Below are 22,842 nucleotides of genomic sequence, written 5' to 3' on the forward strand. Positions count from 1 at the left end.
ACTGGTTCACTTCCACAGCCGGTCCGCGGTGTCAGGCGACCGCGGCGTGGGCCCCAGCGCGAGCAGCGGGCCAAGGCGCTGAACGAGACGGCACGGTGGCGGGGGGGAGACGCGTCAGCCGACGGGGGCCGGCTCGTCGTCGGAGAAACCGGGGACCCAGCGGATCACCTCGTCGCGAAAGCGGGCCGTCGTGCCGAGCTGGCACAGCACCCCCACCCCCGCCGCATGCACCCGGTGGATCAGCACGTAGGACACCGGCAGGTTGAGCTGGCGCACCACGTTCGTCGGGCGCAAATCGGTGGCGCTCGCCGCCTGCGCCTGCAGCCACTCGCGGCTGAATGTGAACTCCTCGACCGCCGTCGGCTCCACATACGGTGCCAGGAAGCCCCGCAGCGCCTCGCCGTCGATCTCGATGTGCTCCTGGATGAAGCCCTCGTCGCGCAGGCCGTCCACCACGGCGTCCATGTCGCCCTGGTTGAAGATGCGGGTGAGCTGCCCGAACACCTTCGGGTAGCCCTCGGGCATCCGGTTGACCGCGCCGAAGTCGAGGATGCCGAGCCGTCCGTCGGGCAGCATGCGGAAGTTGCCCGGGTGGGGGTCGGCGTGGAGCATAGCCACGCGGGCGGGCGAGCAGAACAGGAAGCGCACGAACAGCAGCCCCGCGCTGTCGCGCTCCTCCTTGGTGCCCTCGGTGATGATGCGGGAGAGGGGCGTGCCGTCCATCCACTCGGTGACCAGCACCTGCTCGTTGGCGGCGATGACGTCGGGGACGAAGAAGTCGGGGTCGTCCTTGAACTCCATGGCGAAGGCGTGCTGCGCCTCGGCCTCGCGCAGGTAGTCGAGCTCCTCGGCGATGCGCTCGCGCAGCTCGGCCAGGACGGCCTTGATGTCGAGCCCGGGCAGCAGCGCGCCGAAGAGCTTGCCGAGGCGGGCCAGCTGGGCGAAGTCGCCGAGCAGCGCCTTGCCCGCGCCCGGATACTGGATCTTGACGGCGACGGCCCTGCCGTCGTGCCAGACAGCCTTGTGGACCTGTCCGATGGAGGCGGCGGCGGTCGGCTGGTCGTCGAAGGAGTCGAAGTGGTCGCGCCAGTCGTCGCCCAGCTGCTCGGCCAGCACCCGGTGGACGGTGGCGACGGGCAGCGGGGGAGCGGAGTCCTGCAGTTTGGTGAGCGTCGCCCGGTAGGGGCCCACGATCTCGGAAGGTAGCGCGGCCTCGAAGATGGACAGCGCCTGGCCGAGCTTCATCGCCCCGCCCTTGAGCTCGCCGAGCACCTTGAAGATCTGCTCGGCGGTGCGCTGCTGGACCTCCTGGGCGACCAGCTCGGCCGACTTGCCGCCGATGCGCTTGCCGATGCCCATGACAGTGCGGCCGGCGAACCCGAGTGGAAGGGTCGCCAGCTTGGCGGAGCGCGTGACGGCGCGGCGCGGAAGATCACTCACCATGACGCGCGGCGTCTCTGCTGAGACGCCGCTTCCCCCCTTCGTGGTCCGGACCTTACGGGGCCCTTCGGGCTTTGCGTTGGCCCGTCAACTGCAAGAACCCGGCCTGACCATTGTTAGCGCACTGAACTCTTTGCGCCAGCAACGACATTGCGGATGCATGGTCCAGGATCGACGTTTCCAGTGCCAATCAGGCATAACGTCCATTGTGCCGTTGGTCACAGCGCTCTGCTGGCCGTCGATATGAGCAAGCGCATGGCCGGTCGCCGCGGCCGCGACGAGCGTCGACAGCGCCGAGCCGCAGGCGATCTCACCCACGGGAAATCCGCCGAGGTGGGCGGTGACGATCGGCCAGGCGGGGTCGCGATCTCGCCTGGCCAGGTCGAGGCAGTGCAGGCAGGCTGTCTCGCCGGGACGCACCAGGGGGCCGACGGAGCCGTGCCCCTCGAAGGCGGCGACCAGGAGGTGTGGGATCCGCATGGTGACCAGCTCGGAGACCAGGATCGCGTCGAGCGGGCCGACGGGGGCGAGGATGACGAGGTCGGGCCGCTGTGAGCCGTCACACAGGTGTGGCGCGCCGGCCACCGCCTCGACCGAAGGCCCGCCGTCGACGGCCGGCCACGCCTCCCGCCGCCGCCTGGCGGAAGCCGCACCGGAGGCGCGCCCGGAGGCACGTTCGGAAGCGCGTCCGGAAGCACGCTCGGAGGCGCGCCCAGAAGCGCGGTCGGAGGCGCGGTCGGAGGCCGCGCCCGAATCACGACCGGACGGGCGGCCTGCCGGGCGTGGAGCAGGCTCGCCGGAGACCTCGTAACAACCGCCAGAACGGTCACCTGAAGCGGAGAGACCGGAGCCGCCCGCCGTGATCCTGCGGGCCACCGCCACCGCGCCCTCCTCCCGAGGCGCCCCCAGCTCCGCCCACCCCAGCCCTCCGGGAACCAGATCCTCCGCCCTCGCCGGAGCCGGGTCGACCACCCGCACCTGGCCCACCCCGGAGGCCGCCAGCAGCGCCACCACCTGCGCGCCCACCCGCCCGGCCCCGTAGACGCGCACCCGAGCCTCCCGCCTGCGGCGCATCGTCTCGAGGCCGCCCCCAGCGGTCGTGGACGCCAGGTCGAGCGCGTCGAGCTCGGGCCGCAGCCGGTCGCGTTCGGCGAGCGACAGCCTGGCCAGCGTCGCGGGACGGACCGCCGCGTCGTCGAGCACCCCCCGCGCCGTGAGCGTGTCGAGCAACGACCTGGCGCCCTCCTCGGACAGCCCCGCCCCTGACGCCTCCTTCATGACCTGGGCGATCTCCCTGGTGCCGTCGAGGCGGTCGATCCACTGCCGCACGGACGGTGCGAGCTCGCTCACCAGGACCGCCCTGCGAGGGTGGACGCCGAACTGGAGCGTGCGCTCGTCACGGAGGATCCTGCGCAGCGCGGGTTTCACACGTGGCCTCATGGCGCGCCAGGTTTCCACGCGCGCGGCGGTCGGGAGGGCTTTCGCCCGGGGCTGTGGATAACTCGGACGCGGTGGCGGGCGCGGCTGTGGATACTCTCTCGACCATGAACGAGCTCATGGTCGACAGGCAGGACGACGGCGTCGTCCTGCTCACCCTCAACCGCCCCGACCGCCGCAACTCCATGACCGACGGCATGACCGCCCAGTGGGCCGAAACGATCAGGGAGCTGGCGTCGGACCGGCAGGCGCGCTGCCTGGTCGTCACGGGCGCGGGCACGGCATTCTCCTCGGGCGGCGACCTGTCCTGGCTGGCCGACAGGGGGGAGGAGGAGGTCCCCGCCCTGCGCGACCGCATGCTCGCCTTCTACCGCACCTGGCTGTCGATCACCGAGCTGGAGATCCCCACCATCGCCGCCGTCAACGGCCCCGCCGTCGGCGCGGGCCTGTGCGTGGCGCTCGCCTGCGACCTCGTCTACGCCGCCGACGACGCGAAACTCCTGGCGCCCTTCACCTCGCTCGGACTCCACCCCGGGATGGCCGCCACCTATCTGCTGCCGAGCAGAGGCGGGATCAACCTCGCCAGGGAGTTGCTCCTCACCGGTAGAACGATCAGGGGAGAGGAGGCCGCGAGAGAAGGGCTCATCAACCGCTCCTACGCGAGAGAGGAGCTCCTGGAGAAAACTCTGGAGATCGCCGGAAGCGTCGCGGCGAACGCGCCCATCGCGACGCGGCTGACCAAAATCGCGCTCAAGAGTGCACACAATGACCTTGAAGAAGCGCTCAAATGGGAGTCGCTGGCCCAGCCGGTGACGATGACCTCGAAGGACATGCTTGAGGGCCTCACCGCGCATCGGGAAAGGCGAGTGCCCAAATTCACCGGCTCTTAATCATGCTGACCAGCGAAAACAGGGGCTCACCCCCTGTGGAATTTCGTCAGTGTCGGCTAACGTGCATATGTGCCCCCCGAGAGAGTCGAGGTTCGTCGAAGTTCTCGTCGCCGGCGTACGGTCTCCGCGTACCGCGACGGCGACAAGACGATCGTGCTCCTGCCCGCCTGGCTGAGCGGCGAGGACGCGGATGAATGGGTCAGCCGGATGCTCGACCGGCTGGCCGCCAAGGAGCAACGCAGGCGCCCCACCGACGAAGGCCTGCTGGAACGGGCCAACGAACTGTCGGCGAAATACCTGTACGGCAAGGCTCAGCCGATCAGTGTCCGCTGGGTCGACAACCAGCAGCACAGATGGGGATCATGCACCCCCGACAGCGGCACGATCAGAATCTCGACCCGCCTCAAGGGGCTCCCCGAGTGGGTCATCAACTACGTCATCATTCACGAGCTCGTGCACCTGCTGGTGCCCAGCCACGGCCCTGAATTCTGGGCCCTGGTCGAACAGTATCCCAAGGCGGAGCGGGCGCGCGGCTACCTTGAAGGATTCTCTGCCGCGGCCAGCAACCCTCCGGAGGAGTGTTGACCCGGGTTGTCGCGGTTCTGGTAAGGCAAAGTATGGCGAATGCCGCGCCAGGAGATCCACGCGAGTTCCTCGAAGCCATAGTCGAGGACACCTATGAGATGGTCGCGGGCCTCGAACTCGTCACGCCCGTCCTCGCCACCAGCGTTCCCGATTTGGATCATCTCTTGTGGCCGGGCACGGACATTATCGCGATTAAAGAGCACGCGCCGCTGAAGGACATCTTCGCCGCCATTAATGCCGACCAGGCCGCGATAGTGAGCGGTGACGCGCCCGACCTGCCGCCCCTGCTGATCGGAAAGCTCTTCCGCGAACTCGGCAGGGCCGAGCTGACGGTCTGTCCCTCGGAGGACGGCGGCGCCGTCGCCATGGCGGCGAAGCTGCCCTTCCCCGGCTGGGCCGACCCCGATCTCGACGCCCAGGACCCGGTGAAGGAGTTGCGGGCGCAGGCCCCTGGCCGCCGCATGGTGGCCACCACGCCGGGCTGGCACAGGGTGCGCACCTCCGCCGACCTCGACCGCCTCGACCCCGGCCTCGAGGGCTGGGAGAACACCAGGGCGGTGCTGGGCGCTACGGCACGGTGAGGCTGGCGAAGACCGCGCGGTGATCGGTGCCCTGCACGGTGTGCACGCTGACCTCGCGCACCCCCACCCGCGAGTCGACCAGCACGTGGTCGATCGTGATGATCGGCGGAATCCTCTTGTTGGCCGGCCACGTCGGGACCAGTCCCTGGCCGACCTCGTCCGCCGCGTCCTTGTAGCCGCGCCCGAGCAGCTCGCGCATCGCCGCGTGGTCGAGGCTGGCGTTGAAGTCGCCCGCCAGCACGCGCACGGGATCGGCCGAGGCCGAGGGCAGCGCGCTCAGCGCGGCGTTCCAGTCGTGGACAAGGGGGCCGAGCGGCGGATAGGGATGCACGTTCACTACCTGCACGGGTCTGCCGCCCGGCAGCGCCAGGAGCCCCACCGGCATGTGATGGCCGCGCTGCGGCACCACGTTGTCCAGCCGGGTCAGCGGATACCTGGCGTACAGGCCGCTGCCGCCCGCGCTGTACTCGTCCTCCAGCACCCTGTGGGGCATCAGGTCCTTCAGCCCCGCCGCGTCGAGGCGCCCGACGGCGTCGGGGGTGAGCTCCTGCGTCGACAGCACGTCAGGGTCGAACCGCCTGACCAGCTCCATGATCGCGCCGGTGTCCGCCCTGCCGAACAGCATGTTGACGGTGAGCACCTTGAGCGGCCTGCCCGTGGCCGTGTCCGCCGTACCGAAGGCTCGGGGGAGCACGCTGAATCCCAGGGCGGCGCTCGTGACCAGGGCCACCGCGGCGGCCGGGCGGTTGCGCGCCGCCATGGCGACCACGAGAGAGACCAGGGAGCCCGCGGCGGCGTACGGCGTGGCCGTCATGAGCTGCGTGGTGAGCGACCCGCGCTCGAGCCCGCCGATCCTGGCCGCCGCCCACACGGCGAACGGGGAGACCGCCATCCAGGCGAGCGCCTTCACCGGGAACCTGCGGCGAGCGGGCGTCACGATGGTGCCACCGACAGTCTCCACATATCCCTCCTGCGAAGGGACTCTAGCCAAGCGAGCGTGAGCCCGAGGTGAGAACCTCGCGGCCCCTGCGGGCCAGCAGCCTGGTGGCCTCGTCCGACAGCTCAGGGATCTCCTCGACGGGGAACCATCGCAGGTCGAGCGACTCGTCGCTCATGACGGCCTCCGCGCCGGCGGGCGCGACGGCCGCGTACTCCACGTCGAGATGCCAGCTGTGCGGGGGATGGCACCAGACCTTGTGCCTGTCGAGCGCGAGCGGCCCCGGCAGCAGCCTGAGGCCGGAGATCCCCGACTCCTCGGTGGCCTCGCGCAGCGCGACGTCGGCCAGCGAACCGTCGAACCGCTCGCAGTGGCCGCCCATCGGCAGCCACATGCCCGCCTTCGGGTGCAGCGTCAGCAGCACCTGGGCGCCGTCGTGCGAGAGCACGGCGGTGGTGGCCGTGAGGTGACCGGGCGCGCACGAGCGCAGCATGGCGTCGGGATAGGTGCGCAGATGCTGAAGGAACTCTTCACGCAGCGCCTCCTCCTCCGCGGTTGGCGCCGTCCATCCGGCCAGGACGGCGACCGCGTCGCGGTGAAGGGTCAATCCTCGCCGTCCTCGAGCTTGGAGATGTCCCACGCCGTGTCGCCCTTGACGAAGGTGTCGGGGGCGTCGAGGTCGTCGGCCGTCGGCATGAGGTCGGGGTGGCCCCAGACCGCGTCGCGCCCGTCGATGCCGCGATCGGCCTCGAGCGCCTGCCACAGCGCCGCGGCCTCGCGCAGCCGCCTGGGCCTCAGCTCCAGGCCGACCAGCGTGCCGAAGGTCGTCTCCGCGGGACCGCCGGTCGCCCGGCGCCGCCGTACGGTCTCGGCCAGAGCGCCCGCCGACGGCAGCTTGCCCTCGGCAGCGGCGTCGACCACGGTGCCGACCCAGCCCTCGACCAGCGCGAGCATGGTCTCGAGGCGGGCCAGGGCGGACTTCTGCCGCTCGGTCTCCTCGGGCTTGAGCAGGCCGCCGCCGCTCAGCGCCTCCTGGAGCGCCTCGGGATTGCTGATGTCGAGGCCACGGATCTGCTCCTCCAGGGCGGAGGTGTCGACCGTGATGCCCTTGGCGTACTCCTCGACCGCGCCGAGCAGGTGCCCGCGCAGCCATGGGACGTGCTGGAACAGCCGGTGGTGGGCCGCCTCACGCAGCGCCAGGTAGAGCCTGATCTCCTCGGCGGGCAGCTCGAGGCCCTCGCTGAAGGAGGCCACGCCGCCGGGCAGCAGCGCCGCGGTGTCGGACAGCGGCAGGCCGATGTCGGTGGTGCCGACCACCTCGCGGGCGAGCGAGCCGAGGGCCTGGCCGATCTGCTGGCCGACCATCATCCCGCCCATCTGCTTCATCATGCCCATGAGCGGGCCGAGCTGGGCGGCCATCTGCTGCGCCTCGGGCGGCAGATTGCCACCGCCGAGGGCGCCGCCCATGGTCTCGACCATGCGCTCGGCGATCGGCTCGCACAGTTTGCGCCAGACGGGGACCGTGTTCTCGATCCACTCGGAACGGCTCCACGCCTGCGGGTTCGACACCCCACTGGGCAGCGCGGTCGCCTCGTTGAGCCAGAGGTCGGCGAGCTGGAGCGCGTCGACGATCTGGCGGCGTTCGCCCTCCATCACGCTGGGATCGCCCTCGGCGACCACCGCGTGGCGGGCGATGTTCTTGGCCATGTCCCAGTTGACAGGGCCTGAGCCCTGCGGCGCCGACAGCATGTCGGCGAACTGCCGCATCGCCTGAGCCATCTGCTCAGGATTGCCGAACATGGCGAACGGGTTGTCGTTGGGGTCGTTTTCGCGACCTGGCAGGTCAGTCACCGCTCTACCTCGTGCAGGATGGAGGAGTCCACATCCGCCACGTTAGTCGTCCTACGGCGGATCAGTGCAAAGTGAGGACCTGGTGCCTACCTCGAAACGCCCGCGCCAACCAGTCGTCGCCGTCACCGGCGCGTCCTCAGGCATCGGCCGCGAGCTCGTCGCGAAGCTCGCCACCAACGCGGATTTCCGCAGGGTGGTGGCCATCGACGAGCAGCGCGGCGACGTCCAGGACGTCACCTGGCGAGTGATCGACGTACGGGATCCGCTCTTGGCGAACCGCATCTCCGACATCGACGTCCTGGTCCATCTCGCCGGTGACTACGCGCTCGACTCCGACCCCGGCGAGCGGCGCGCCTACAACCTGCGCGCCGCGCAGACGGTCCTGACCGCCAGCGCCGCCGCGCGCGTGCGGCGTGTCGTCCTGGTCACCAGCGCCATGGTGTACGGCGCCGCGCCCGAGAACGACGTCCCGCTCCCCGAGGACTCCGCGGTCGCCGCCGAGCCCGACACCGGCGTGGTGGGCGACTACCTGGAGATCGAGGCGCTGGTCCGCAGGGCCGCCCGCAGCCACCCCGGGCTCGAGGTCACCGTCGTACGGCCCGCCGCGATCGTCGGCCCGGGCATCGACACGGTCATCACCAGGCACTTCGAGTCGCCGAGGCTGCTGACGGTGAAGGGCTGCACGCCGCGGTGGCAGTTCTGCCATGTCGACGACCTGCTCTCGGCGCTGGAGCTGGCGGCCAGGGGAGTGGTCACCGGCGTGGTGGCGGTCGGCTCCGAGGGCTGGCTCGAGCAGGAGCAGGTGGAGGAGCTGTCCGGGATACGCGGTTTCGAGCTGCCCGCCGGCCTCACGTTCGGCACGGCGCAGCGACTCCACAGGCTCGGCATCACCCCCGCCCCCGCGACGGACCTCCACTACGTCGTCTACCCGTGGGTGGTCGACTGCGCGAACCTGCGCGAGGCGGGATGGAAGCCCGCGTGGAGCAACGAGGCCGCCCTCGAGCAGCTGCTCGAGCTGCGCGAGAACAGGACGACCGTGGTCGGCAGGCGCCTGCCTGTCAAGGAGGCCACGCTCACCGCGGCCGGCGCGACGGTCGCCGTCATCGGCACCGCCGCGATCGTGAGGCAGGTACGCAAGAAGCGTAGGCTTTGACCGTGATTCGGTTGCTGGACATTCGCGACACGCCGCTCTCCGTCGACGAGGTGTTCGCCGCGGTGGGCTCCCACGCGGCGGGCGGCACCACCCTGTTCGTCGGCACGGTCCGCGAGCAGGACCACGGCAAGGCCGTGACGAAGCTGTCCTACTCCGCCCACCCGAGCGCGATCGACGAGCTGCGGCGCGTGGCGGAGAAGGTCGCGGCAGACTTCCCCGTGACGGCGCTCGCGGCCGTCCACAGGGTCGGTGACCTGGAGCTCGGCGACATCGCGGTGATCGTCGCGGTCGCCTGCCCGCACAGGGGAGAGGCCTTCGAGGCCTCCCGCAAGCTGATCGACGATCTCAAGTCTCAGGTTCCCATCTGGAAACACCAGGTGTTCGCCGACGGGTCGACCGAGTGGGTCGGCGCCTGCGAATAAGCTCAGCACATGTCACGACGTGCACTCACCCTGTTGGTGGCGGGCTTCCTGGTGCTCGCGCTGGGCATCACCGGAGCGGTGATCAACGTGCCGTACGTCGTGCTGCGGCCCGGCCCCACCGAGAACACGATCGGCGAGGTCGACAAGAAGCCGGTCATCTCGATCGACGGGCGGAAGACCTACCCCACGAGCGGCATGCTCAGCCTGGTCACCGTCTCGTACCAGGGCGGCCCCGCCGCCAGGCCCGACCTGCTGACCGCCCTGCGCGGCTGGGTCGACCCGACCTCGGCGGTCGTGCCCGAAGACTCGATCTTCCCTCGCACCCAGACCGCCGAAGAGGTCGAGCAGGAGAACACCGCGGAGATGACCAACTCCCAGGACAACGCGACGGCCGCGGCCCTGACGGAGATGAAGATCCACTACACGATGGTGCCCACGGTCCTGTCGGTGGAGAAGTCCGCCCCCGCGTCGGGCAAGCTCAAGCCCGCTGACGAGATCCGCGCCGTCGACGGCAGCGCGGTCAGCACCGTCGAGGAGGTCTCGGCCGCCGTCAAGGCGCGCAAGCCGGGCGACGAGATCGCCTTCTCCGTCTCGAGGAACGGTCAGGAGGAGTCGGTCACCGTCAAGGCGGCCGCCTCCAAGCAGGGCACCGCGATGGTCGGCATCGTCATGCAGGCCAAGTACAAGTTCCCCTTCAAGGTCACCATCAACGTGGGCGACGTCGGCGGCCCGAGCGCGGGCATGATGTTCGCCCTCGGCATCATCGACAAGCTCACGCCCGGCCAGATCACCGGCGGCAAGGCGATCGCGGGCACCGGCACCATCACCCCCGAGGGCAAGGTCGGGGCGATCGGCGGCATCGCGCAGAAGATGGTCGGGGCCAGGGACGCCGGCGCCACCGTCTTCCTCACCCCCGCCGACAACTGCGCCGAGGCGATGAAGGCGGCCCCCGACGGTCTCCGTCTGGTGAAGGCCGACACGCTCCACGGAGCGGTCCAGGCGCTCGACGCGATCAGGACAGGCAAGGGAGAGGTGCCTGCCTGCACGGCCGGGTGAACTTTCCCCGCTCCCCATTCGTTAGCCGTACCGGCATCCTTCGTCAGCCGAGCCGGGCCGGTGTAGGTTGCCAACCACGGACCGTTTGCACATCACGACGAGGGGTTGGCCTTGGCATTCCGGACCCCAGGACCCGGTCGGGGGATGCGCCTGCCCCGCCGACCGCGACTGCTTCTTCCTGTCGCGATCGCCCTGGTGGCGATCGTCGCATTCTTCTTCTTGTTCTCGGGCATCTACACCGACTACCTCTGGTTCGACTCCGTCAGGGCCACCTCCGTCTTCTCCGGGGTGCTGCTCACTGAGATCGGGCTGTTCGTGGTCGGCGCGCTGCTCATGGCCGGCATCGTCGGCGGCAACATGCTGCTGGCCTTCAGGACGCGGCCGATGTTCGGGCCCGCGATGTTCGGCGGCGGCAGTGGCGCCGACCGCTACAGGCTGGCGCTCGATCCCCACCGCAAGCTGATCTTCATCATCGGCATGGCCGTGCTCGCGCTCTTCGCGGGCTCGTCGTTCGCCGGGCAGTGGAAGACCTGGCTGGCGTTCGTCAACGGCACGCCGTTCAACAAGACGGACGAGCTGTTCAAGTGGGACATCTCGTTCTTCATGTTCGACTACCCGTTCATCAGGATGGTGCTGAACTTCCTGTTCACCGCGGTGATCCTCGCGATCATCATGGCGGCGATCACGCACTACCTGTACGGCGGGTTCAGGCTGCAGTCGCCCGGCGTCCACGCCTCGCGCGCGGCGCGCGTGCACCTGTCGGTCCTGCTGGGCGTCTTCGTCCTGCTGAAGGCCGTCGCCTACTGGATCGACCGCTACGGCCTGGTCTTCTCCGACCGCGGCTTCGTCCACGGCGCCTCCTACACCGACGTCAGCGCCGTCCTGCCGGCCAAGACCATCCTCGCGATCATCGCGCTGATCTGCGCCGCGCTCTTCTTCGCCGGCGTCATCCGGCCGGGCGGCATGCTGCCGGGCGTCTCGTTCGGCCTGCTGGTCCTGTCGGCAATCCTGATCGGCGGCGTCTACCCCGCCCTGGTCGAGCAGTTCCAGGTCAAGCCGAACCAGCAGCAGCGTGAGGCCGCCTACATCGGGCGCAACATCGCCGCGACCAGAGACGCGTACGGCGTGGCCGGCAGCGAGGTCATCGACTACACCGCGCAGTCCGACCCCAGCAAGGTCACCGCCGACGGCGACGTCTCGGTCTCGGGCGTGCGGCTGCTCGACCCCAACCTGGTCGCCAAGACCTACCAGCAGAAGCAGCGCATCCGAGGCTTCTATGACTTCCCCACCCAGCTCGACGTCGACCGCTACAAGGACAACGGGGCTCCGCTGCCTCGCGACCACGTCGTGGCCGTCCGCGAGCTGACGGGCCCGCCCTCGCAGCAGAACAACTGGATCAACAAGCACCTCGTCTACACGCACGGCTACGGCTTCGTGGCGGCGCCGGGCAACGAGGTCGACTCCGAGGGCCTGCCCAACTTCGACGCCAAGGACATGCCGGTCACCGGCGCCCTGGGCGAGAGGATCAAGGAGCCGCGCGTCTACTTCGGCGAGCAGATGGCCACCGAGTACGTCATCGCGGGAGCGCCGAACGTCAAGCCCGGCCAGGGCCAGGAGCTCGACTTCCCCGAGAGCGGCGGCACCGGCCAGGCCAACACCACCTACGCGGGACAGGGCGGCGTGCGCGTCGGCTCGTTCTTCAACAGGCTGGTGTACGCGGCCAAGTACGGCGAGATCAACATGCTGCTGTCGGGCGACATCAACGACAGCTCGAAGATCCTCTACGAGCGCGACCCGCGTGACCGCGTCGCCAAGGTGGCGCCGTTCCTGCAGCTCGACGCCAACCCGTACCCGGCAATCGTCGACGGGCGCATCACCTGGATCGTCGACGGCTACACGATGTCCAACGACTACCCGTACTCACAGAGCAAGTCGCTGCTGTCGATGACCGAGGACACCGCGACGGTTCGCGGCGTCGCCCCGCAGCAGCCGCGCGACCAGATCAACTACATCCGCAACGCGGTCAAGGCCACGGTCGACGCCTACGACGGCACGGTCACGCTCTACGCCTGGGACCCCAACGACCCGCTGCTGCAGACCTGGCAGAAGGCCTTCCCCGGCGTCATCCAGCCGAAGTCCAAGATGAGCCAGGACCTCAAGGACCACATCCGCTACCCCGAGGACCTGTTCAAGGTGCAGCGCGACATCCTGTCGCAGTACCACATCGAGAACCCCAACGCCTTCTACAGCGGCCAGGACTTCTGGAACGTCCCCTTCGACCCCTCCCAGGGCGACAAGGACGTCAAGCAGCCGCCGTACTACCTGACCACCACGATGCCGAAGCAGCAGCCGTCGTTCTCGCTGACGACGACGTTCGTGCCGCGCCAGGGCCCCAACCTGGCGGCGTTCATGGCGGTCGACGCGACCGACGGCCCGGGGTACGGCAAGCTGCGCATCCTGCGCATGCCGTCCAACACCTCGATCCCCGGTCCAGGACAGGCGCAGAACAACTTCCAGAACAAGTTCTCGGGCGAGCTCAACCTGCTCGGCCTGGGCAACGCCACGGTGCGCTACGGCAACCTGCTGACGCTGCCCTTCGCCGACGGTCTGGTCTACATCGAGCCCGTCTACGTCCAGACCGCCGCGGCCGCGGGTCAGGAGCCCTTCCCGATCCTGAGGAGGGTCCTGGTCGCCTACGGCAGCACGGTCGGCTCGGGCGACACGCTGAAGGACGCGCTGTCCAAGGTGTTCAGCGGCAAGGCCGCCGAGCAGCCGACGACAGGCCAGCCGCAGACGGGCGAACAGCCCGCCGCCACCGGCGCCACGGCCAAGCTGATCAGCGACGCCCAGAAGGCCTACGACGACGCCAACAAGGCGCTGTCGACCTCGCCGCCCGACTGGGTGAAGTACGGCGAGGCGCAGAAGCGCCTGCAGGACGCGCTCAACGCCCTGGGCCGCACCTCTACGGTTCAGCCCTCGGCGACCCCGACGGCTCCGGCCACCACGCCGCCCGCCACCCCGTCACCGACGCCTTCGGGCACCGTTTCACCCTCGCCATCCGCTACGCCGTCTTCTTGATTTGCACGACTCCCGCGTCACCTATAGTCTTTAGACACACACCGACGCGGGGTGGAGCAGTTCGGTAGCTCGCTGGGCTCATAACCCAGAGGTCGCAGGTTCAAATCCTGCCCCCGCTACCAATGAGAAGACCCTCAGGGATTATCCCTGGGGGTCTTTTCCTTTTGCGTTGGGCCTATCGCCCCTGGTCCGCTGGCCGGCCCGTGGACCAGGGGCCGCAGGGCGGCCCGTGGGGCTAGGCCGTACGGCGGGCCAGGAGGTGTGCCTGGGGGAAGCCTCGCAGGCGGTCCTCGCCCGGAGCGCAGATCAGCCTGGCCACCTCGGTGAGACCGGCCTTGAGCAGCAGCTCGGCCACGCGATCGGGCGAGTACCGGTAGGCGAGGGACACCTTGTGATCGAACGCCTCCGCCAGTTCGGCGGGATGGTCGTAGCCCTGGAAAGCGACCAGCAGGTGGCCGCCGGGTGCCAGCACACGGTGGAACTCGGCGAACGTGACGGGGAGCCGCTCCGGCGGGGTGTGGATGATGGAGTAGTTGGCGAGAACCCCCGACAGGGAGGCGTCCTCCACATCCAGGGCCTCCATCCGTCCCACCTCGAAGCGGAGGCCGGGATGGGCGTCGCGGGCGATCGCGATCATCTCGGGCGACAGGTCGACGCCGAAGGCCGTGACGCCGAGCGAGCGCAGGTGAGCGGTCACGTGGCCGGGGCCGCATCCCACGTCCGCCACCAGCCCGTCACCCGCGCCCCTGACCAGCTCGGCGAAGACGGAAATCATCGCGTGGTCGAGCGGGCTGGAGAGGAAGGTCTCGCCGACGAGCTCGGCGTAAAGGACGGCGGAGGCGTCGTAGGCGGCGCGCGTGGCGACGAGGAAGTCCGGCTCTGTCATGGCTGGACATCGTAGGGCCTGTCCGCCAGACCCGCGTCAGGCCGCCATGGCGCAAAGGAGGACGAACCAGCAGAGGAACCCAGCCGCGGCGGGGACGGCCAGGATGAGGCCGGCGACCGCCAGTCTATCCTTCCATCGTTGCGATCTCACCGGCTCCGATGATCCCCAGCCTGGCGATCACCGGGGCCGGTCGCGGCCTCGCCCGCGCGTGCGCGGCATCCGCTACCGGCGGTCCTGAGGAACGAACGTCACGTTGCGCGCGTAGTGCCTGAACCCGATCGACTCGTAGGTCGCCCGCGCCGACGGATAGTCGTCGTCCCCTCTGGCGCAGACCCGTGCGGACCGCGCGCCGAGCTGCCTGGCCGCGTGGAGCGCACCGAGGACGGCCGCTGTGGCCAGCCCCCGCCGGCGATGCCCGGGATCGGTGCCGACGGGCTCCAGTACCGCGACCTGGTTGACCTCGTCGAGCCACACGAGACAGAAGGCCACAGGCTCGCCCTCCTCGCTCTCCACCAGCCAGTCGAGTTCAGGCCTGTACGGCCAGGCCGCCATCACCTGCAGGTAGCTCTCGGCCGTGACGCGGGAAGGGGAGAAGGCGGCCGCGTGGACGGCGGCGCGCGCACCCGCGTCACGCTCGTCGCGGACCGCCCGCAGCGTGTAGCCGGCAGGCAGCGAGGGAGAGGGCAGGTCGGCAAGGTCACGGGCGAGATGGACGAAGAAAGGGCCGCCGGTGCGTTCCTCGTGACCCCGCCGCAGCAGGACGTCGGCCAGCTCCTTCTCCGCGTCGAGCAGCGTGACAGTGCTCGCGCCCGACCAGCTCAGGATCTCTTCGGCCAGCGTGAGGTGGGCGGGGTCGAGCTGCAGGTCGAGCCTGCCTGACTCGTCCACCCACGCCCAGGCCACAGACTGGCCGTCGAGCTCCCACAGCGCGGTGCGCCATTCCGGTTCGCGGCCGACGTGCTGGAAGCGCCGCCAGGCCAGTTCACCGAGGTGCCAGCGGCTGACCTGCGACCAGAGCCGCTGGGCCAGCGTCTGCATCACGCGCAGGTCGGCCGGTCCCTGGTAGTCCTTCCTGAGATATTGAGGCATCCGGCGAAACTATCCCGAACGCCACAAGAGCAGGTGTCTGACGCGAGCTCTTGGCGCTCTCAGCGGCAGCCCATGGATCAGGCGCGGCCGTCCCTGTCGTGCTTCAGTGCCAGCCGTACCGCGAGATAGACGATCAGGAACTGGAGCAGGGCGCTGATGAGCCACGAAAGGAGTGGATCCACAGCCCGAGTGTGACGGCTTATGTGCTGATATTCCATGGTTGCCGAAAAGCTGGTCTAATGATTACATCATTACATGATCGTGGAGTACATCCGCTACCGCGTCCCCGACGCGGACGGCTTCGAGGACGCCTACAGGCGGGCGGTGGTGCCCCTGGGCAACTCGCCCGAGTGCCTGACCTACGAGCTGTCCCGCTGCGTGGACGAGCCCGAGTACTACATCCTGCGCATCGAATGGACCTCGGCAGAGGGTCATCTGGAGGGTTTCAGGAAGAGCGCACACTTCCAGGAGTTCTTCGCCGAGATCAAGCCCTTCGTCTCCCACATCGAGGAGATGCGCCACTACGAGCAGGTCATCACCAAGACCGAGCCGACGCTGTTCGAGTGGGCGGGCGGCGCCGAGGCGCTCGAGCGGCTGACCGCGACCTTCTACGACCTGGTGAAGAAGGACGACCTCGTCGGGCCGCTGTTCGCGGGCATGGACCCGGGCCATCCCCGCTATGTGGCGATGTGGCTCGGCGAGGTCTTCGGCGGCCCCGCCGCCTACACGCGCGAGCGCGGCGGCCACACGCACATGGTCTCCAAGCACCTCGGCAAGGGCATCACCGAGCAGCAGCGCCGCCGATGGGTGAATCTGCTCATGGACGCCGCCGACGAGGTCGGCCTGCCCTCCGACGCGGAGTTCAGGGCGGCGTTCACCGGCTACGTCGAGTGGGGCACCAGGCTGGCCCTGTACTTCTCAGGCCCGAACGCCAGGGCGCCGAAGGAGGAGCCCGTGCCCAGGTGGGGCTGGGGGGTGGCGCCGCCGTACAAGCCATAGTCTTGGTGGCATGGGCAGGGGGAGGTTGCGGGTCTATCTGGGCGCGGCCCCCGGAGTAGGAAAGACCTACGCCATGCTGGGCGAAGGCCGCAGGGCGCTGGAGCGGGGCAGGGACGTCGTGGTGGGGTTCGTGGAGACCCACGGCCGTCCGCGCACCGCCGAGCAGCTCGAAGGGCTGGAAGTCCTCCCCCGCCGCAGGCTGCTCCACAGGGGCGCCGCCTTCACCGAGCTGGACGTCGAGGCGGTCATCGCCAGGAAGCCGAAGATCGCGCTGATCGACGAGCTGGCCCACACCAACGTCCCCGGCTCGGCGAACGACAAGCGCTGGCAGGACGTCGAGGAGATCCTCGACGCGGGCATCGACGTGATCTCCACCGTGAACGTCCAGCACCTCGAGTCGCTCAACGACGTCGTCGAACGGATCACGGGCGTGCCCCAGCGCGAGACCGTCCCCGACGACGTCGTACGGCGGGCCGACCAGATCGAGCTGGTCGACATGTCGCCAGAGGCGCTGCGCCGCCGCCTGGCCCACGGCAACGTCTACGCCCCCGAGACCGTCGACGCCGCGCTGTCCAACTACTTCCGCGTCGGCAACCTGACCGCCCTGCGCGAGCTGGCCCTGCTGTGGCTGGCGGGCAAGGTCGACGAACAGCTCGACCGCTACCGGTCAGACCACGGCATCGCCGGCACCTGGGAGGCGCGCGAGCGGGTGGTCGTGGCGCTGACCGGCGGCCCCGAGGGCGACACGCTCGTACGGCGAGCCGCCCGCATCGCCGGCAGGACCAAGGGCGCCGACCTGCTGGCCGTCCATGTGACCAGGGCGGACGGCCTGGCGAGCAGCGCCGATCCGGCCAGCCTCGCCAGGCAGCGCACGCTCGTGGAGAGCCTCGGCGGCACCTACCACCAGGTCGTCGGCGAGGACATCCCGCGCGCCCTGCTCGACTTCGCCCGCGGCGTCAACGCCACCCAGCTCGTCCTCGGCGCCTCACGCAGGGGCAGGCTCGCGCAGATCTTCGCTCGCGGCGTGGGCGTCACCACCATGGCGCAGTCCGACTCGATCGACGTGCACATGGTCACCCACGAGGCGATCCGCAAGGGGCTCAGCAGGCCCGCGTCACCCAGCGCCGCCCTCACCCGAAAGCGCAGGATCGCCGGCTGGGCGATGGCGCTGGTGGCGATGCCCCTGCTGGCCCTGGCGCTGCTGCCGTTCAGGCGAGACCTGACCCTACCCAGCGAGATCCTGCTGTTCCTGCTGCTGGTCGTCGCGGTGGCGCTGGTCGGCGGGATGTGGCCGGCGCTCACCGCGGCCGTCCTCGGGTTCGCGCTGCTCAACTGGTTCTTCACCGCGCCCGTGCACACGCTGACGATCTCCGCGCCGGAGAACCTGCTCGCCCTGGTCATCTTCGTGCTGGTCGCGGCCATGGTGAGCACCGTCGTCGACCTGGCGGCGCGCCGTACGAGGGAGGCGTCCAGATCGAGCGCCGACGCGGAGGTGCTCTCCACGCTGGCGGGCCAGGTGCTGAGAGGCGAGCCGCTGCTCGAGAGGTTGCGCGAGATCTACGGCCTGACCTCGGTCACGCTGCTGGAGCGCGCGGGGGAGGAGTGGCGGATCGTCGCCATGGCGGGCGGGCCGCCGTGCACCGAGCCTGGCACCGGCGACACCGACGTGACGATCGACGAGGACCTCGTGCTGGCCGTACGGGGAAGGCTGCTGGACGCCGCCGACCGGCGGGTGCTCGAGGCGTTCGCCGCCGAGGCCGCGGTGGCGCTGCGCCAGCAGCGGTTGCGCGAGGAGGCCGCGCTGGCGCGGCCCCTGGCGGAGGCGGACAGGATGCGTACGGCGCTGCTCGCGGCGGTCAGCCACGACCTGCGCACGCCGCTGGCCTCGGCGATGGCGGCGGTCGAGAGCCTGCGCGGCAGCGAGATCGACTGGAGCCCCTCCGACAGGGAGGAACTGCTCGCCACGGCGGGGGAGTCCCTGGTCAAGCTGCACAGGCTGGTGGAGAACCTGCTCGACATGAGCAGGCTGCAGGCGGGCGTCCTCGGGCTCGCGCTGCAGCCCGTGGCACTGGAGGAGGTCATTCCCCGGGTGCTCGACGACGCGGGATCCCACGCGAGGGCGGACTTCTCCGTCGAGCTGCCCGAGGTGATGGCCGACCCGGTCCTGCTCGAACGGGTGCTGGCCAACCTGGTGGGCAACGGCGTGAGATACAGCCCCGTGCTGGTCACGGCCAGCGAGCACGCCGACCGCGTCGAGATCCGCGTCATCGACAAGGGGCCGGGGATCCCGCCCGAGGACCATCAGCGGGTCTTCCAGCCGTTCCAGCGGCTGGGCGACCGCGACAACCACGCGGGCGTCGGTCTGGGGCTGGCGCTGTCGCGCGGGCTTACCGAGGCGATGGGCGGCACCCTGGTGCCGGAGGAGACGCCAGGAGGAGGGCTCACCATGATCGTGTCCCTGAGGACCGCCGCATGACCCGCGTGCTGGTGGTCGACGACGAGCCGCAGATCCTGCGCGCGCTGCGGATCAACCTGGCCGCCAGGGAGTACGAGGTCGCGGTGGCGGAGGACGGCAACGCTGCCCTGCGCCAGGCCGCCGGCTGGCACCCCGACCTGGTCATCCTCGACCTCGGCCTGCCCGACCTCGACGGTGTCGAGGTCATCCACGGCCTGCGCGGCTGGACCAGCGTGCCCATCATCGTCCTGTCGGGCAGGGCGGGCAGCGCGGACAAGGTGGACGCCCTGGACGCCGGCGCCGACGACTACGTCACCAAGCCCTTCGGCATCGACGAACTCCTGGCGCGCATCCGCGCGGTCACCCGCAGGACCAACCAGCACGAAACCGAACCCGCGACCGTACGCATCGGCGACCACGTGGTGGACCTGGCGACCAAGACCATCTCCGGTGGGGTACGGCTGACGCCCACCGAGTGGCACTTCCTGGAGCTCCTGCTACGCAACCCCGGCAAGCTCATCAGCCAGCGGCAGGTGCTGACCGAGGTGTGGGGCAGCGCTTACCTGAAGGAGACGAACTACCTGCGGCAGTACATGGCCCAGCTCAGGCGCAAACTCGAGCGCGACCCCGCGCGCCCGGATCACCTGCTCACCGAGCCAGGCATGGGCTACAGGTTCCAGCCCTAGGGCTCCTCGGTGCAGGAGGTCGGCTCCGCCAGAGGATCGGGGTGAGCGTCGGTCTCCCGCTTGTCCTCTTCGTTCATCCAGTGAAAGATCCCCCGGGTGGCCTCGTCATCGATCTCGTCGATGTGGTGCCGCTCGGGATATCTGTCCCTGTACATGGCGATCCAGGATTCCTGCACGTCATCGCCCATATCCAGGGAAACTTCGTACGGTTGATCACTCATGGGACCCACAATACCCGCATGGGCGTTTCTAGGCTCAGTGCCCGATTCTCGGCATCACGCGGTACGGCGGAGCATCGAGGTGGCCTTGTGGGCGGCCCACCCGGCGAGCAGGACGCCGAAGGCCACCTGGGCCGCGCGCACCCAGTCGGGGGTGGGCTCGACGGCGAAGAGCACCACGCCCGTCCAGAGGAGGCCGAACCCTCCAACGAGGGCGACTGCCGCCCAGTTTCCTACCTTCTGCCACATCTGAGCAGTGTCGCAGGCGTCGATCCAAGGACGGGTATGCGCTCGGTCGTCATCTCGGCAGCGTGCGGCTGCTCCCGACGCACCTGCGCAGGCGCAGGCCCGTCCGCTTGGGAACCGTCGGCTGGTCGAGCGCCGCGAGCAGCGCGGCGGCGGTCCGCGCATCGGACAGGATGCGCTGGACGCTCTCGTCGTCTGCGGGCAGCTGACCGTGCTCGGCCAGCTCGTGCCGCAGGAAGACCAGAGGCTCAGGCGCCCCCGCCGCCTCGGCCGCGGCCGTCGCGCGGGCCGCGGTGAGCAGTCGCAGGTAGTAGGTGCGCAACGCGGCCTCGCGCATGCGGACCTGCTCCAGGTCGTCGAGCAGGTCGCTGGCGATCCGCAGCAGCTCGCCGGCGTGGTTGGTCTCGTCGGCGATGGCGGCGCGGATGTCGTCGAACTCCGAGCGGGGCATGACAGGCACCTCCACGGGCGCAGTGAGCTCGTGCCTACTTCGTACAGGGCGGCGATTGCGGATGACTTGCCAACTGGTTGCGAGAGGGGAAGGTTTGAAGCATCGGAGGGGAGGGAATGACCAACTGATCGCCTGAGTGGCCCCATGTGGTCCAGGAGTCCTGCTAGAGTTTCTGTCGCCGGCCCGCCCGCAGGGGCATGGTCCGGCGAAACCCACTTCCTGATCCACTGTCCGGTTGGTTCGCACCTGTCCGGATCGCTGGTAAGTTTGAGGGGTTGCCCCGGAAACGGGGCGTCGGAATTCCCGATGATTTCTCGGAAAGAGTCAATTTGACTCCGACCGGGGGAGCTGAAAGAATAAAGACATAACGAAGCGAGTGCCACCGGGTAGGTGACGGTGAATGCGTCCGTTTCTTGAGAACTCAACAGTGTGTTAAAAGCCAGTGCATGATGCACAACCCCGTCCATTGGACGGATTCCTTTGGTTGGAACATTCATGTTTCAGCCGGGAGAAATTCTCAAACATTGTTTGGAGAGTTTGATCCTGGCTCAGGACGAACGCTGGCGGCGTGCTTAACACATGCAAGTCGAGCGGAAAGGCCCTTCGGGGTACTCGAGCGGCGAACGGGTGAGTAACACGTGAGCAACCTGCCCCTGACTCTGGGATAAGCCCGGGAAACTGGGTCTAATACCGGATACGACCGCCCCCGGCATCGGGTGGTGGTGGAAAGTTTTTTCGGTTGGGGATGGGCTCGCGGCCTATCAGCTTGTTGGTGGGGTAGTGGCCTACCAAGGCGACGACGGGTAGCCGGCCTGAGAGGGCGACCGGCCACACTGGGACTGAGACACGGCCCAGACTCCTACGGGAGGCAGCAGTGGGGAATATTGCGCAATGGGCGAAAGCCTGACGCAGCGACGCCGCGTGGGGGATGACGGCCTTCGGGTTGTAAACCTCTTTCAGCAGGGACGAAGTTGACGTGTACCTGCAGAAGAAGCGCCGGCTAACTACGTGCCAGCAGCCGCGGTAATACGTAGGGCGCAAGCGTTGTCCGGAATTATTGGGCGTAAAGAGCTCGTAGGTGGCTTGTCGCGTCTGCCGTGAAAGCTCGCAGCTTAACTGCGGGTCTGCGGTGGATACGGGCTGGCTAGAGGTAGGTAGGGGAGAACGGAATTCCTGGTGTAGCGGTGAAATGCGCAGATATCAGGAGGAACACCGGTGGCGAAGGCGGTTCTCTGGGCCTTACCTGACGCTGAGGAGCGAAAGCGTGGGGAGCGAACAGGATTAGATACCCTGGTAGTCCACGCTGTAAACGTTGGGCGCTAGGTGTGGGGATCTTCCACGATCTCCGTGCCGGAGCTAACGCATTAAGCGCCCCGCCTGGGGAGTACGGCCGCAAGGCTAAAACTCAAAGGAATTGACGGGGGCCCGCACAAGCGGCGGAGCATGTTGCTTAATTCGACGCAACGCGAAGAACCTTACCAAGGCTTGACATCGCCCGGAAAGCTGCAGAGATGTGGCCCTCTTCGGACTGGGTGACAGGTGGTGCATGGCTGTCGTCAGCTCGTGTCGTGAGATGTTGGGTTAAGTCCCGCAACGAGCGCAACCCTTGCTCCATGTTGCCAGCAGGCGCTTCGGCGTGCTGGGGACTCATGGGGGACTGCCGGGGTCAACTCGGAGGAAGGTGGGGATGACGTCAAGTCATCATGCCCCTTATGTCTTGGGCTGCAAACATGCTACAATGGCCGGTACAGAGGGTTGCGATACCGTGAGGTGGAGCGAATCCCTAAAAGCCGGTCTCAGTTCGGATTGGGGTCTGCAACTCGACCCCATGAAGTCGGAGTCGCTAGTAATCGCAGATCAGCAACGCTGCGGTGAATACGTTCCCGGGCCTTGTACACACCGCCCGTCACGTCACGAAAGTCGGCAACACCCGAAGCCCGTGGCCCAACCAGCTTGCTGGGGGGAGCGGTCGAAGGTGGGGCTGGCGATTGGGACGAAGTCGTAACAAGGTAGCCGTACCGGAAGGTGCGGCTGGATCACCTCCTTTCTAAGGAGCAGCTGGTCGAAGGCGCGAGCCTCCGGCCTACGTCGAGGTCATCAGCGAACGTCTGATGCTCGGCAGCTCATTAGTGGAGCACTGGCTAGTCAGCTGGACCGGGTTGCCGGGCCGCTAGTACCGCCTTCTTCGGAGGGAGTGGGAACGCTGGTTTCGGGGGCTTGGACCGGGTCTGAAACACACTGTTGGGTCCTGAGGAAACGGACCGGATCGTAGGGGCCACCCGCTGCGGGTTTCGCATGGTGGCCTGATCCGTCTGTTCCGCCTCATACAGGGCCAGCGAAGAACCATCATTGTGTGGTTTGGAGTTGGTTGCTGTTTGTTGT

General features: G+C 68.6%; 20 protein-coding genes, 1 tRNA gene and 1 rRNA gene. 12 read left to right on the forward strand and 10 right to left on the reverse strand.

Annotation, left to right across the window (positions count from 1 at the left end; all coding sequences use genetic code 11):
• Positions 1-114: 114 nt before the first annotated feature.
• Together ABFX55_RS42815 and ABFX55_RS42820 are read right to left on the reverse strand one after the other, a co-directional pair.
• Positions 115-1,443: an ABC1 kinase family protein gene (locus tag ABFX55_RS42815; protein WP_428834785.1), complete on the reverse strand. Its 1,329-nt coding sequence runs from the start codon at positions 1,441-1,443 to the stop codon at positions 115-117.
• An 84-nt stretch (positions 1,444-1,527) separates the two neighbouring features.
• Positions 1,528-2,880, reverse strand: a complete 1,353-nt coding sequence (locus ABFX55_RS42820) for a thiamine biosynthesis protein ThiF (RefSeq protein WP_346129277.1) — start codon at positions 2,878-2,880, stop codon at positions 1,528-1,530.
• Positions 2,881-2,984: 104 nt separating this feature from the next.
• Here ABFX55_RS42820 and ABFX55_RS42825 point away from each other — a divergent pair, with 104 nt between their 5' ends.
• The 3 genes from ABFX55_RS42825 (at position 2,985) to ABFX55_RS42835 (ending at position 4,933) form a co-directional block, all read left to right on the forward strand.
• Entirely contained in the window at positions 2,985-3,767 is a 783-nt protein-coding gene (locus ABFX55_RS42825; protein WP_344843782.1) for an enoyl-CoA hydratase/isomerase family protein, read from the forward strand.
• 69 nt (positions 3,768-3,836) lie between these two features.
• The gene (locus ABFX55_RS42830; protein WP_346129279.1) at positions 3,837-4,352 is read left to right on the forward strand and encodes a M48 metallopeptidase family protein; all 516 of its coding nucleotides are present in this window, start codon (positions 3,837-3,839) and stop codon (positions 4,350-4,352) included.
• Positions 4,353-4,384: 32 nt separating this feature from the next.
• Entirely contained in the window at positions 4,385-4,933 is a 549-nt protein-coding gene (locus ABFX55_RS42835) for a hypothetical protein (protein ID WP_346129280.1), read from the forward strand.
• Here the strand turns inward: ABFX55_RS42835 and ABFX55_RS42840 are convergent.
• Genes ABFX55_RS42840 through ABFX55_RS42850 form a run of 3 tightly spaced genes read right to left on the reverse strand, consistent with a single transcriptional unit; the run spans position 4,920 to position 7,721 of the window.
• Complete coding sequence (locus ABFX55_RS42840; RefSeq protein ID WP_346129282.1) at positions 4,920-5,894, reverse strand: endonuclease/exonuclease/phosphatase family protein; 975 nt, start codon at positions 5,892-5,894, stop codon at positions 4,920-4,922. The two genes, ABFX55_RS42835 and ABFX55_RS42840, sit on opposite strands and share 14 nt — an antisense overlap.
• A 22-nt stretch (positions 5,895-5,916) precedes the next feature.
• Positions 5,917-6,477, reverse strand: a complete 561-nt coding sequence (locus tag ABFX55_RS42845; protein WP_346129284.1) for an NUDIX hydrolase — start codon at positions 6,475-6,477, stop codon at positions 5,917-5,919.
• Complete coding sequence (locus ABFX55_RS42850; RefSeq protein ID WP_346129285.1) at positions 6,474-7,721, reverse strand: zinc-dependent metalloprotease; 1,248 nt, start codon at positions 7,719-7,721, stop codon at positions 6,474-6,476. The genes ABFX55_RS42845 and ABFX55_RS42850 overlap by 4 nt, the downstream gene beginning before the upstream one ends.
• 79 nt (positions 7,722-7,800) lie before the next feature.
• Here ABFX55_RS42850 and ABFX55_RS42855 point away from each other — a divergent pair, with 79 nt between their 5' ends.
• The 5 genes from ABFX55_RS42855 (at position 7,801) to ABFX55_RS42875 (ending at position 13,552) form a co-directional block, all read left to right on the forward strand.
• On the forward strand, positions 7,801-8,874 hold the full coding sequence (locus ABFX55_RS42855) for an NAD-dependent epimerase/dehydratase family protein (protein ID WP_183660427.1): 1,074 nt from the start codon (positions 7,801-7,803) through the stop codon (positions 8,872-8,874).
• Positions 8,871-9,296 carry a molybdenum cofactor biosynthesis protein MoaE gene (locus ABFX55_RS42860; RefSeq protein WP_346129287.1) on the forward strand — a complete coding sequence of 142 codons (426 nt, stop codon included), beginning with the start codon at positions 8,871-8,873 and terminating at the stop codon, positions 9,294-9,296. The genes ABFX55_RS42855 and ABFX55_RS42860 overlap by 4 nt, the downstream gene beginning before the upstream one ends.
• Positions 9,297-9,305: 9 nt before the next feature.
• Positions 9,306-10,352, forward strand: a complete 1,047-nt coding sequence (locus ABFX55_RS42865; protein WP_183655758.1) for a YlbL family protein — start codon at positions 9,306-9,308, stop codon at positions 10,350-10,352.
• Between the two features lie 144 nt (positions 10,353-10,496).
• Positions 10,497-13,430, forward strand: a complete 2,934-nt coding sequence (locus tag ABFX55_RS42870; RefSeq protein WP_346129289.1) for a UPF0182 family membrane protein — start codon at positions 10,497-10,499, stop codon at positions 13,428-13,430.
• A 45-nt stretch (positions 13,431-13,475) separates the two neighbouring features.
• Positions 13,476-13,552: transfer RNA gene (locus ABFX55_RS42875), tRNA-Met, on the forward strand.
• A gap of 113 nt (positions 13,553-13,665) precedes the next feature.
• Here the strand turns inward: ABFX55_RS42875 and ABFX55_RS42880 are convergent.
• Positions 13,666-14,316, reverse strand: coding sequence for a class I SAM-dependent methyltransferase (locus tag ABFX55_RS42880; protein WP_346129291.1), 651 nt, complete (start codon positions 14,314-14,316; stop codon positions 13,666-13,668).
• 222 nt (positions 14,317-14,538) lie between these two features.
• Positions 14,539-15,405 carry a GNAT family N-acetyltransferase gene (locus tag ABFX55_RS42885; protein WP_346129293.1) on the reverse strand — a complete coding sequence of 289 codons (867 nt, stop codon included), beginning with the start codon at positions 15,403-15,405 and terminating at the stop codon, positions 14,539-14,541.
• A gap of 255 nt (positions 15,406-15,660) precedes the next feature.
• Between ABFX55_RS42885 and ABFX55_RS42890 the strand changes: the two genes are divergently transcribed.
• From ABFX55_RS42890 to ABFX55_RS42900, 3 genes are read left to right on the forward strand one after another with little or no spacing between them, the layout of a single operon-like run.
• On the forward strand, positions 15,661-16,404 hold the full coding sequence (locus ABFX55_RS42890; protein WP_346129295.1) for a group II truncated hemoglobin: 744 nt from the start codon (positions 15,661-15,663) through the stop codon (positions 16,402-16,404).
• A gap of 10 nt (positions 16,405-16,414) precedes the next feature.
• Entirely contained in the window at positions 16,415-18,880 is a 2,466-nt protein-coding gene (locus tag ABFX55_RS42895; RefSeq protein ID WP_346129297.1) for a DUF4118 domain-containing protein, read from the forward strand.
• The gene (locus ABFX55_RS42900) at positions 18,877-19,545 is read left to right on the forward strand and encodes a response regulator (protein WP_183655774.1); all 669 of its coding nucleotides are present in this window, start codon (positions 18,877-18,879) and stop codon (positions 19,543-19,545) included. The genes ABFX55_RS42895 and ABFX55_RS42900 overlap by 4 nt, the downstream gene beginning before the upstream one ends.
• On the opposite strand, the gene ABFX55_RS42905 is transcribed toward ABFX55_RS42900, so the two are convergent.
• Genes ABFX55_RS42905 through ABFX55_RS42915 form a run of 3 tightly spaced genes read right to left on the reverse strand, consistent with a single transcriptional unit; the run spans position 19,542 to position 20,460 of the window.
• The gene (locus tag ABFX55_RS42905; RefSeq protein ID WP_183655776.1) at positions 19,542-19,766 is read right to left on the reverse strand and encodes a hypothetical protein; all 225 of its coding nucleotides are present in this window, start codon (positions 19,764-19,766) and stop codon (positions 19,542-19,544) included. The genes ABFX55_RS42900 and ABFX55_RS42905 overlap by 4 nt on opposite strands.
• 54 nt (positions 19,767-19,820) lie before the next feature.
• On the reverse strand, positions 19,821-20,012 hold the full coding sequence (locus ABFX55_RS42910; protein WP_346129298.1) for a hypothetical protein: 192 nt from the start codon (positions 20,010-20,012) through the stop codon (positions 19,821-19,823).
• A gap of 49 nt (positions 20,013-20,061) precedes the next feature.
• The gene (locus ABFX55_RS42915) at positions 20,062-20,460 is read right to left on the reverse strand and encodes a hypothetical protein (RefSeq protein WP_346129300.1); all 399 of its coding nucleotides are present in this window, start codon (positions 20,458-20,460) and stop codon (positions 20,062-20,064) included.
• 525 nt (positions 20,461-20,985) lie between these two features.
• Here ABFX55_RS42915 and ABFX55_RS42920 point away from each other — a divergent pair.
• Positions 20,986-22,507 (forward strand): 16S ribosomal RNA (locus ABFX55_RS42920).
• The last annotated feature ends 335 nt before the right edge of the window (positions 22,508-22,842 follow it).

This window comes from Nonomuraea roseola (genome assembly GCF_039535395.1).
Taxonomy (GTDB): Bacteria; Actinomycetota; Actinomycetes; order Streptosporangiales; family Streptosporangiaceae; genus Nonomuraea; species Nonomuraea roseola.